The sequence below is a fragment of the Aeromonas sp. QDB62 genome, from assembly GCF_027705695.1.
GTDB classification, from domain to species: domain Bacteria; phylum Pseudomonadota; class Gammaproteobacteria; order Enterobacterales; family Aeromonadaceae; genus Aeromonas; species Aeromonas allosaccharophila.
In genome coordinates this window covers 1-9,966 of sequence record NZ_JAPDCD010000078.1, presented here as the reverse complement: position 1 = coordinate 9,966, position 9,966 = coordinate 1, and the positions used below count along the sequence as shown (strand labels likewise).

6 protein-coding genes are annotated in these 9,966 nt (G+C 55.0%); 3 read left to right on the top strand and 3 right to left on the bottom strand.

Features of this window, described 5'->3' with window-relative positions:
• Positions 1-18 precede the first annotated feature (18 nt).
• Positions 19-3,972, top strand: coding sequence for a VWA domain-containing protein (locus OKC27_RS21875; protein ID WP_270806701.1), 3,954 nt, complete (start codon positions 19-21; stop codon positions 3,970-3,972).
• Positions 3,973-4,041: 69 nt separating this feature from the next.
• Here the strand turns inward: OKC27_RS21875 and OKC27_RS21870 are convergent, their stop codons facing one another.
• Positions 4,042-4,536 carry a hypothetical protein gene (locus OKC27_RS21870; protein ID WP_042060865.1) on the bottom strand — a complete coding sequence of 165 codons (495 nt, stop codon included), beginning with the start codon at positions 4,534-4,536 and terminating at the stop codon, positions 4,042-4,044.
• Positions 4,537-4,721: 185 nt separating this feature from the next.
• Here OKC27_RS21870 and OKC27_RS21865 point away from each other — a divergent pair, with 185 nt between their 5' ends.
• Positions 4,722-6,677 carry a sensor domain-containing protein gene (locus tag OKC27_RS21865; RefSeq protein WP_182938134.1) on the top strand — a complete coding sequence of 652 codons (1,956 nt, stop codon included), beginning with the start codon at positions 4,722-4,724 and terminating at the stop codon, positions 6,675-6,677.
• Positions 6,678-6,740: 63 nt separating this feature from the next.
• Here OKC27_RS21865 and rraB read toward each other — a convergent pair whose 3' ends face one another.
• Positions 6,741-7,076 (bottom strand): ribonuclease E inhibitor RraB, encoded by a 336-nt coding sequence (gene rraB, locus OKC27_RS21860; RefSeq protein ID WP_026034893.1) that lies wholly within the window; start codon positions 7,074-7,076, stop codon positions 6,741-6,743.
• A 699-nt stretch (positions 7,077-7,775) separates the two neighbouring features.
• Here rraB and OKC27_RS21855 point away from each other — a divergent pair.
• Complete coding sequence (locus OKC27_RS21855) at positions 7,776-8,906, top strand: Fic family protein (protein WP_052816310.1); 1,131 nt, start codon at positions 7,776-7,778, stop codon at positions 8,904-8,906.
• 222 nt (positions 8,907-9,128) lie between these two features.
• Here the strand turns inward: OKC27_RS21855 and OKC27_RS21850 are convergent, their stop codons facing one another.
• Positions 9,129-9,866 (bottom strand): hypothetical protein, encoded by a 738-nt coding sequence (locus OKC27_RS21850; RefSeq protein ID WP_155488368.1) that lies wholly within the window; start codon positions 9,864-9,866, stop codon positions 9,129-9,131.
• Positions 9,867-9,966: the final 100 nt, after the last annotated feature.

Here is a 9,966-nt window from a genome sequence, read left to right as displayed (position 1 = left end):
CAAGACCTGACCTTCAAGGTGACCCTGAGCGCGGCGAGCGAGCAGGCGACCAGCCACAGCTTCAGCCTGGCCGGTGTGACCGCCGCCGAAGGCGACTTCGACCGCAGCAACGTCACCTTCAGCAACGGCGTGACCCTGAGTGCCGACGGCAAGAGCGTGATCGTGCCGGCCGGAGTCAGCAGCTTTACCGTGACCGTACCGACCATCGACGACACCGTGGATGAAGCCGACGAGACCCTGAAACTGGCCGTCGGCGGCAAAGACGCCACCGGCACCATCGTCGACAACGACGCGCTGCCGACCATCAAAGAGGTGGCGGTGAACAACGAGGGCGCGAAAGCCGAAGAGGGTCAAGACCTGACCTTCAAGGTGACCCTGAGCGCGGCGAGCGAGCAGGCGACCAGCCACAGCTTCAGCCTGGCCGGTGTGACCGCCGCCGAAGGCGACTTCGACCGCAGCAACGTCACCTTCAGCAACGGCGTGACCCTGAGTGCCGACGGCAAGAGCGTGATCGTGCCGGCCGGAGTCAGCAGCTTTACCGTGACCGTACCGACCATCGACGACACCGTGGATGAAGCCGACGAGACCCTGAAACTGGCCGTCGGCGGCAAAGACGCCACCGGTACCATCGTGGATAATGACAATGCTCCGATTACCTCTGGGGGGTATTCCCAAGGGGAAGAAGATATGCCGCTTACTTTGAAGTGGAGCCAGTTCAACGCCAGTGATGAAGATACACCTGCCGATCAGCTGTCGATCAAGATCACCTCACTGCCGGCTGATGGGGTGCTGCAGTACAAGGATGCCAACGGTAACTGGCAGGCTGTGGTTGAAAATCAGGTATTTACTCAGGCAGAAATCGCTGCTGGCAAGCTGCAGTTCAAGCCTGATCCGCATGAGGCGAGCGGGTCGGTGGGCATTGGTGCAAACAGCGGTGCGGACGGTAACAAGCTGGGGGATTATGCGTCGTTCGGTTATCAGGTGAGCGACGGGGTAAACAACAGCGGTAATGCGACCTTTGTGGTCGATATCAAGCCGGTGGTTGACGGCGTGACGCTGAAGGTTGAGTTGGTGAGTGGCGGGTTTGTGCCGGGGGCGGCTAAGGTAGAGCAGATTCTGTCCGACCTGAATGGCAAGACGCCGTCTCCATCGCCGACTGGCGGAGATGATTATCTGGTTACCAATGGCAACTGGGGTCTAGGCGGTGATGGCCATGACACCATCAAATACGGCAGTGGCACCTATTTCCAGGCAAAGGGTGAGGCTGGCGACGATACATTGATCGGTGGTGCGAGTGTCAATGACCATCTGATTGGTGGTGATGGGAATGACATTCTGATCGGGGGTAAAAATGCGTCCTCAGTCACTCTGGATGGTGGAGCAGGCAACGACACACTGATTGCGCAAAGCCTGAAGGCGTCCACGACCTATTTCGGTGGGGACGGGAAAGATGTGGCCTATGTCCCTGGCTCAATGAAGGATTTCCAGCTGGTGATGGGCGGTTCGCCAAATCCATTTGATTATCAACTGGTTTATAAAGGCTCCAATGGAGCCAATCATGATTTTTACAGTGTTGAGACTCTTTACCTGCAAGATGGCAAGTATGAGTTCAAGGATGGCAAGCTGACTAAGGTGGCGGATCTGGCGACCTTGAAGGTTGATGTCGACCTGAAAGATACCGATGGCAGCGAGCGCTTCACCGATCTGACCATTACCGGCCTGCCGACTGGGGCCGTGGTGCAAGGCGGCATCCAGCAGGCCAACGGCAGTTGGAAGGTACCGGCCAGCATGCTGGATCAAGACGGGAAACTGTCGCTGCAGGTGGAGTTGCCTGTCGGTAGCCAGAATATCAAGGTCACAGTGGTGGCTGGCTCGCAAGAGTATGATATGGACAGTCAGCCGATAGCCGGTGAAGTGAAATATACCGAAGCGGACACCGGCTTTATGGTCAAGCCCACCACAAACCCGAATGGGGACAATGGTACGTCAGACAAGCCTGTTGAAGGGGGCCGTGGTGATGATGTATTGCTGGGAGATATAGGTGGTATCAAGACCTCGGTTGATCCGGGCAAAAACTACAATATCGCCCTGATTGTAGATACATCAGGCAGTATGAAATTTGGCCTGGATGGAAGGGAAGACCCGCCTGCAGGTCAGGACAGAATGACCTTGACGATTAACGCCCTGAAAGCGTTGGCCAATCAGCTGGCAGGCCATGATGGTGTCGTTAACGTGACGCTCATTGGCTTTAGTTCCTCGGTGAATTCACTGCTGACGCTTAACAAGCTGACGCAGAGTAATGTGCAGGATTTGATCAAACAGATCAGCTCGCTGAAGGCCGACGGGGCGACCAACTACGAGGATGCCTTTATCAAGGCTGCCGCGTGGTTCAACAGCCAGCCGGGCAGTGGCAGCGGGAAAACGTTCGAGAACTTGACCTACTTCCTGACTGACGGTAACCCGACGGTTTATAACGGGGATACTTCGGGCAGTGGTGGCACAACCAACGATATCGATATGCAGAAGGCCATCGATGCTTTTGCGAATCTGTCCGGCCAGAGCGAGGTCAAGGCGATCGGCATCGGTAATGGCGTGACGCAGGGGAACCTGGCGTATTTCGACAATACCAAGGTGGTCGGTTCTGGCAGTAAATATGAGAACGCTCAGTTGCTGAATGATTTTTCCGGCAATACAGGGCCGTGGAGCGCGAGTAGCTGGAGCAAGACCGGCGATAGCTCGGGCTCGGTTGATATCTCCGGCGGCCGTCTGACGCTGACGGATAAGGGTGATAATGGTGTGTCAGTGTTTAGAAGCGAAAAGCTGACAGTGGCTGCGGGGACCGGCCTGCGCTTCGATCTGAGTACGGGTAATGATTTCGGCCGCGGAGACACTTTCTCGGTGCAACTGCAACGCTGGAATGGCTCTGCCTGGGTGAAGGTCGGTGCCGCGGTGACCTCGGCCGGAACAGTCAACAGCGGTGCGTTGGCGGCGGGGGATTACCGCTACGTATTCACCGTAAATGAGGATGATAGCGGGGATTCTGCCACGCTGCTGATCGACGATCTGAACAAGGTGATGGGCGGGCGTCCACCGGTTGGCCAACCCGACATCATCACCACGGCAGATCAGCTTAAGGCTGTGCTGGTTGGCAGTTCGACCACCAATACACCTGCTGAAGTGGGGGCCGATGTTCTGCACGGTGGTGCGGGTAACGATATCCTGTTCGGGGATGCCATCAATACCGATCACCTGCCGTGGGGCACGGCTGGCAACCCGACCAAGCCGGCAGACTGGGTCAATGGCAAGGGGCTGGATGGTCTGACCCAGTTCCTGACCTTGAAAAATGGTTATGCACCCAGCTCCCTTGAGCTTTACGAGTACATCAAGGGGAATGCCAAGTCATTTGATGTGGCGGGCGATACCCGAGGGGGCAACGACAAGCTGCACGGTGGTCTTGGTGACGATATCCTGTTTGGCCAAGGTGGCAACGATGAGCTCTATGGTGAAGATGGCAACGATATCCTTTATGGCGGCACTGGCAGTGACAAACTGTATGGTGGTTTGGGTAACGACATTCTGACCGGTGGCGATGGAGCGGATATCTTCGTATGGAATCAGGGCGACGCCAGTGTCAGCAATCCTGCCGTTGATGTCATTACTGATTTTAACAAGACGGCCAATAATGCTGTCGATGGGGATCAGAAGGATGTCATTGACTTGAGCGATTTGCTCGATGCACATAGCAGCAAGAGTGTGGCATCCCTTAAAGAGCTGCTCTCAATCTTTGAAGATAGCGGTAAGGTTCGTCTGGAAGTGAGAGATGACACTCCTCAACAGAATTTGATGCAAACAATTGTGTTGGAAGGTCACTCTTTTGCCTCGCTGACAGGCAATGCATATACGGATAAGAGCCAGGCCAGTCAGGTTATCGACTATATGTTGCAAAACCACTTGCTCGATATCGACAAGTAAGCCCGCTTCGGGGCAATAAAAAGCGGCAGAGCAATCTGCCGCTTTTTTTATCTTTGCAGGGAAGCGAAATCAGTTGCCGAGGGTGGCGAACAGGCTTTGCTCCAGGGAGCCGCGGGAGACGCAGACCGGCTTGATGGAGGGGGCCGGTACGCGCTCGCCCGAGGATTCAACGAAGAACAACTCGGTGTTGCCCTTGACGTTGACGGTCGCCACGCTGCTGTTGCCGCTCTGGGTGATGATCAGGTTGATCTGCAGGTTCGGGTTGCCCAGTGCAACTTTGGAACCCATGGTGCCGCAGTCCAGCCACTCCAGCCCGTCGGCTGACTGGTTGACGTTGGCGGTCATCAGGCCGGAGCCACGCTGGCTGTTTTCGATGGTGAGGCCGTGATCGGTGAACCACTTCTCGGCGCGAGCCCACACCAGATCCACCGGGATCGCCATTTCCTGAGTATTGTTGGTTGCCTTGGCAATTGGCGGGTTGTAGCGATACTCCTCACCGCCGTTATTGTCACCAGCACAACCAACCAGCAGCAGCGCCAATGCGCTCCCCATAATCTTTTTCATCTTGTTTCTCTCGTCCATATCACCAGGCCATTGGCCAACCGGCGCCTATTATCGCCGGAGCGACAATCTCTGTCAGCAACCATCCAGCGTTCGATGTTATGGGGAGGTGATCGGGGTGCTTTACAAAATTGGTTTGCTATCATAGATTTGCTCGAAATTCCTCCATAAGCACCCCTGTGACCAACATGCTCACCCCTGATCTGCTGCAGCAGATCATCGACCAATTGCCAATGAGTATCTTCTGTCGAGATAGTCATGGGCGTTACCTGTTCGCCAATCGTGAGTTCGCCCGTGAAGCCAAGCTGGAGTCGCCTGCCGAGGTAGTCGGCAAGACAGATGCAGAGATGCCCTGGGGCGATCTCTTTCGCAGTGAGGATGAGCAGCTGCTTGCCGGAGGCGTGCCGATGCTGTATCAGCAGCTCCATTGCAACCGGGGTGGTGATACCTGCTGGATGGAGGTGCACAAGGTGCCTCTTTACACCCCGCAGGGGGAAGCGTGCGCAGTATTCGGGGTGGTTAATGAGATTGCCCAGCGCAAGAGCCTGGAACAAACGGTCAAACAGCAGCAGTTGTTGCAGCGTTTTCTGCTCGATGCCATTCCTGACCTGATCCGTTTCGATGATCACAACGGGGTGTTGCTGGAGTGCAATCAGGCGTTTCTCGACTTTATCGGCCAGGGGGCGGATGAGGTGCTGGGTCAGCAGCTGCCGTTCCGGCTGGCGGCGCCGCAGGGGATGGGTCATGGCGAGTGCTGTCTGCTGGATGCCAGCGGGCAGGGGCGATACATGGAGATCACCCGGGTCGATGTCCCCGATGGTGACGGCCACTCCCTCGGGATCCTGACGCTGGGGCGTGACATCACCGGCCTGCGCACCACTCAGGCGCAGTTGCAGCAGGAGCAGCACTACGACAGTCTGACCGGACTGCTCAAACTCTCCCGATTCTTGCAGACCAGCCGCCATCTTGGGGGACGCAGTGCCACGCTGGTGCTGGTCGATCTGCACCATTTTCGTGAAATCAACGATCGCTTCGGCATCCGGATTGCCGATCGCCTGCTGAGCCAGGTGGCCAAGCGGTTGCAGCAGCTGGTACCGCCGCGTTCCCTGCTCTGTCGGGTCGCTGCCGATGACTTCAGCCTGTTGTTGCCCGACTTCAACGAGCCATTGCAGGGGTGGAGCCAGCATCTGCAGCAGCAGTTGATGGAGCACTATCAGGTGGAAGATCATCGCATCCAGATCCCGGTGTTTCTCGGGCTGGCCCAGGGGCGGGCAAGCGATGCCGAGCGGTTGCTCAGCCATGCCGAGGCTGCGCTGGCGCAGGGCAAACGGCAGCAGCAGTACTGCACCCTGTTTGATCCCGATCTGCATGCCCGGCTCAAGCGGCGTCAGCTGATCGCCGCCCAGTTGCCACTCGCCATCAAGTCCGCCCAGCTGGTTGCCGTCTATCAGCCCATTATCTGTACCCGCACCCACCGACTGCACGGCGCCGAGCTGCTCTGTCGCTGGCCCCATCCCGACCTTGGGATGATCTCCCCCGACGAATTCATTCCGTTGGCGGAAGAGATGGGGATCATCGGTCAACTGGGCCAGCTGATGCTGGAGCAGGGCTGTGCCCAGCTGGCGCAGTGGCAAACTGCGCAGCCGGATATGGTTCTATCCATTAACCTCTCGCCGCTGCAGTTCCGTGATCCGGCGCTCTGTGAACGGGTCTCTGCCTGCATCGCTCGCCATGGTCTCAAGGCCAGTCAGCTGGAGCTGGAGATCACCGAAGGGGTACTGATGGAAAATGCCGACGAGATTGAGACCAACCTCGACAACCTGATCGCCGCCGGTTTTCAGTTGGCCATCGACGACTTTGGTACCGGTTACTGCTCGCTGGCCTATCTGCCGCGTTTGCAGGTGGCGACCCTCAAGCTGGATCGCAGCTTCACTCAGGGGCTGGCCAGCAATAGCGCGACTACCGCTATCGTGCGTTCGGTCATCGGGTTGGGCCATGAGCTCGGGATCCGGATCACTGCCGAAGGGGTGGAAACGCCCGAGCAGCAGCTGTGGCTGACCGAGGCGGGGTGTGATCGGCTACAGGGCTATCTGTTCAGTCGCCCCCTGCCGCCGGCGGAGTTTGCTGCCAGCTATCTGGCGTGAAAGATCGTCAGAAACAACAAGGCCACCGCAAGGTGGCCTTTTTGTTTGACGATGGAGGCAGGATCAATCCTGGAAGTAGGTGCCCCAACCATCGTAATCCACCCCGTATTTTTCCAGGATGGGCAGCATCTTGGCGATATCGGCTACGATCGCTTCGACATTCAGCTTGCACTCGATGGTGGCATCGAAGCAGAAGATGGTGGCGCCGTCATCCAGCTCCATCTCTTCGGCATCGGTCACTTCAAAACCGGCCTTGAACAGGTCAACCGCTGCTTTTTCCAGACGGTCGAAATCCTGGCAGGCGAAGTGGTGCTCGATGTCGTAATCCGCATCGGGATTGCTGCCATCGGCCAGCAGTTCGTTGACGATCTCGGTGGTCTCATCACGCCACTCTTGCATATTCAGACTCATGTTGCCTCCAGGCGGTATCATTGCGGCAAAGCATACTCGCAGAGTGGATTCGGCTCAATGCGGCGGACCCACTGAACCTCGAATTTCCATCATATTGGCGCAGCCTGCAGGGTGTTCAGAGGCCAGCAAGTGCATGAAACGGGACTGGAATGGATAATAAATGGTCGCTTCGTTCGGTTGTTGAGCGAACGCACTTTTTATCGTGCCATCATGGTTGACACTCTGCGCTGGAAAGGGTTTAATGCGCGCCGTTGCCCAGATAGCTCAGTCGGTAGAGCAGGGGATTGAAAATCCCCATGACAGTTTCCATACCACAGCTCTGGACAGCACACCCTACAAGGCTTCGCTCTCAATGCGAGGCCTTTTTGCTATGCGTCTCTGGTCAATCTCTGGCAAGGTTGCTCACCGAGCTCGGGATTAATAATCCCAGGGCCGCTGCTTCATCTGACAACAGATAGCAAAGTACGTCCCCCTTCCCTGCAATGACCCCCACCTCCTACGAACAACGCGTGCCCTCCCAGCCAATTCTTGCACGATACCGGTTGTGTCGTGAGCCGAATCCCCGTTATTATCGGCTCACCATATGAGCCAAATACGCACCAATTTGGCTCGCATACTGAGCCAAATATGCATTCGATTCGGCTCATCGGTGACGTGACCTGTAACAATAAGGGGATGGGCAAACAGATGACTGAAGATTGGATCTGGCAGCATGAGGGCTGGCCACACTTTTGCTGGCAAGATGAACCGCTACAGCCACGGCTACGCACGGCGCAACGTAATCTGGGGATCCTGCTCGGCACCCATTCCGTTCACGGCTCTACGCTAACGCAGCAAGCCCAGGCGCTCGATACCCTGCTGGCAAATATCCTCGCCTCGTCGGCCATTGAAGATGAACGGCTCAATGCCCAATCGGTGCGCTCATCGCTGGCCCGTCGCCTCGGCGTATCCGAAGAACAGCCCTACCCCATCTCGGATCGCTCCGAAGGCCTGGCAGCCATGATGCTCGATGCCATCGACAATCGACATCAACCGCTAACGCTGGAGCGCCTGTTGCAATGGCATCACTGGCTGTTTCCTGCCGATGACTGGACATTACAGCGTGTGCGGGTGGGCCAGCTACGCGGTGAAGAGCCGATGCAGGTAGTATCCGGGCGACTGGATCGGCCCACAGTGCATTTCGAGGCCCCGCCACGCCAGGGTCTTGAGCAGGCACTCGCCTGTTTTATCGACTGGTTCAATGCCAGCCTGAACGACCCCGGCCAGGATCCACTGCTGCGCGCCGCCATCTGCCACCTGTGGTTTGTTACCCTGCACCCGTTTGATGATGGCAATGGTCGCATCACCCGTGCCCTCACCGATCTGGCGCTCTCTCAGGCCGACAGCCAGAGCATCCGCCTGTATGCCATGTCGGTGGCGATCCTCGAACAGCGAGCCGATTACTACCGAGCTCTGGAACAAACCCAGAAAGGCGGACTGGATATCACGGCCTGGCTTGTCTGGTTTTTAGATACTCTCAACGCCACGTTGGAGCAGGCCCAACAAGCGATCACCCGCACCTTGACCAAGAGCCGTTTCTGGCAGCAACACGGCAGCGAGCCGCTGAGTGCCGAGCAAATCAAGGTATTGAACAGGATGCTGGACGGCGGCGAAAACGGCTTCTTGCAGGGTATCAGCGCCAGCCAGTATCAGAAGGTGGCCAAGGTCAGTAAAGCCACCGCGACCCGCCATCTGGCCGACTTGTTAGAGAAAGGCTGCCTTGAAAAAATGCCTGGAGGCGGTAGAAATACCCGTTATCAGATCAAGATTGCACGGTAATCTCCACATTGTTTTTCGGGGGGATTACCGATGGTGAGATAACCTTGAAACTGACCTAAATGGTGCGAACTCGATGGTAAACTCCTTCAACATCTCAAAATCCGCTGGATTCTTCGGCACATTTAAATGGACTTTTCTTAAAGCCAAATACATTAGTCAGCTCTAATGTATAGAGCATAGCGGTACACATTTTCCCTGCGCCTGATGCATTATGTTTGCCCATCATGGTAGTTTTGAATTCCACACAGAAGTATTTAAGTTTGCACACTCATTTATTTTTAAATCTTCAATAAGAACTCTTTCATTATACGTATAAAACTCAACATACGATTCTACCATGCTGCCAATAATGTAACCGGAATTACCACCCTGGACTTTTATTGCTAGGCTTGCAATTTTGGTCGTTAGTGATACCACTTTATTTCTCTCAGCTTTATTAGTTAGCAACGCGGCACTAACTATATTTCCAGCGAGACACTTTGATACAGAGTGAGGATCGGATAAAGTTTCCTTGGCTCTTGGGTTTTTGACTAAAAAATTACTTATTGCACCATTTACTTTATGATTGTTCTTAATCGAGCTCGCTTTATCATCAGGCTTATTTTGTTTGTTGGTGATTTTATTGTTAGAGATGTAAACTGGCTCGTTATTTTCTAACACTACTGAAAAGGAAGATATCAACTCTCCTTTATATAAAACGTTCATTTTTTTAAGCGCATTGTTGCCATCAATAAAAAACTCAATTTCTGAACCAGTTTTCAATCGGGTCAAAACCTTTTCACGATCAATATCCAAAATCTTAATAAGAGTTCCTCCGGGTTGACCCGCTCTTTTGAAAACACTAAATATTGTTTCCCCTTCAACAGAAATTAAGGTGTATTTGGTGCTGGACCCGAGCACAGACAGTGATGTCATCATCGCAATTAAAAAAGCTGTTATTTTAGCATGTTGTATAGACATAGTAAATCCTGATTACCCATGATTAGGGAAGGTGCGAATAAGCGGGGAAATTCTTCTCGGCTGACTCAGTCATTTCATTTCTTCATGTTTGAGCCGATTT

Bases quoted from the DNA above. Each gene is read 5' to 3' on its own strand.
- OKC27_RS21870 (WP_042060865.1), bottom strand. From the start codon at position 4,536: ATGAAAAAGATTATGGGGAGCGCATTGGCGCTGCTGCTGGTTGGTTGT.
- OKC27_RS21865 (WP_182938134.1), top strand. From the start codon at position 4,722: ATGCTCACCCCTGATCTGCTGCAGCAGATCATCGACCAATTGCCAATG.
- rraB (WP_026034893.1), bottom strand. From the start codon at position 7,076: ATGCAAGAGTGGCGTGATGAGACCACCGAGATCGTCAACGAACTGCTG.
- OKC27_RS21855 (WP_052816310.1), top strand. From the start codon at position 7,776: ATGACTGAAGATTGGATCTGGCAGCATGAGGGCTGGCCACACTTTTGC.
- OKC27_RS21850 (WP_155488368.1), bottom strand. From the start codon at position 9,866: ATGTCTATACAACATGCTAAAATAACAGCTTTTTTAATTGCGATGATG.